Genomic DNA, 1,235 nt, shown 5'->3' on the forward strand with positions numbered 1-1,235 from the left:
CTGCGCCTCGAACAACCCCGGCACCGTCCCCGGCACAACCTCAACCGCCGTGTCGTTCCACTCCACCAACACCCGACGCAGACCCGACTCGTCCAAGACACCCACCGCACCCAGCGCCATCTCCGGACCACCGTCCAGCGCCGTCTCCAGCGCGGCGACCAGGTTCTCGACCGCCGTACGCACCAGCACACCCACCGCCTGCGGGTCGACCGGAGCCACCGCATCCACGGCCAGGGAGATCGCGTCACCGTTGTCGTCGACCGAAACCATCAACGGATAGTTGGTGCGCTCGTCGAAATAGACGGTCCGCATCCCGGCCAACGCTCTGTCCCTGTCCTCACCGGCGTCGGAGACGGTGTTGTGCCGGTAGTTGAACAGCGCGCTGAACAGGGGTGCGTCTCCCGCCACCGCACTCGCCCGCTGGGCCACGGCCAAGGGCGCGTGTTCGTGTTCCAGCAGGTCGGCCAGTTGGCCCCGCATGGCCGACACGGCCGCCAGGACGCCGGCCTCGTCGATCCTCGTCCGCACCGGCAGCGTGTTCATGTACGGTCCCGGCGTCCAGTCGGATCCCGCACCGGCGTTCATACGGCCGAACAGCACGGTCCCGAAGACCACGTCGTCACGCCCGCTGACCATTGCCAGAACCCGCGCCCACGCCACATGCAGAACCGTCGCCGCACTGGCCCCGGCGCGTTGCGCCACCTGACGCAACCGTCCGTGCAGTTCCGCCTCGAAGGGGACGCGGGCCCTCATCGCCGTAGCGCCGTCGCCACGTACGTCGACCAGCCCGAACGGCACGGTGGGCTCTTCCACGTCCCCCAACAGCTCGGTGAAGTACCGCTCGTGATCCGATCGCTGCACGGCACCGCGCGCCTGTGCGACGAAGTCCCGGAACGGCAGCGGCGCCGGCAACTGGTCGCCCCGGTCCAGGAGGAAGGCCCGTACCTCCGCGAGCAGCACCTCCAGCGCAGTGTGGTCCTGCACCAGGTGGTGGATACGCACCAGCCCCAGCCAGCGGTCCGCATCCGGATGCATTGCTGCGGCGTGCATGCTGAGCAGCGGCGCCCGGCCCAGATCCATGGCCGTGCCGACGGCCAGCAGGTCCGCCACCGGGTCACTGCTCTGCGGGTCCAGGGCCATCTCGGTCACCGGCAGTTCGGCCCGGCGCCACACCACCTGAACCGGCTCCCGCAACCCCTCCCACACGATCGACGTGCGGTAGATGTCATGCCGGT

The 1,235-nt window shown here is 69.5% G+C and carries 1 protein-coding gene; it reads right to left on the minus strand.

Annotation, left to right across the window (positions count from 1 at the left end):
- Positions 1-1,235: condensation domain-containing protein (locus ACFT4A_RS42505; RefSeq protein ID WP_382842064.1), on the minus strand; the 1,235-nt coding region annotated here is incomplete at both ends.

Origin of the sequence: Streptomyces sp. NPDC057099, assembly GCF_042671245.1 — a bacterium.
GTDB classification, from domain to species: Bacteria; Actinomycetota; Actinomycetes; order Streptomycetales; family Streptomycetaceae; genus Streptomyces; species Streptomyces purpurascens.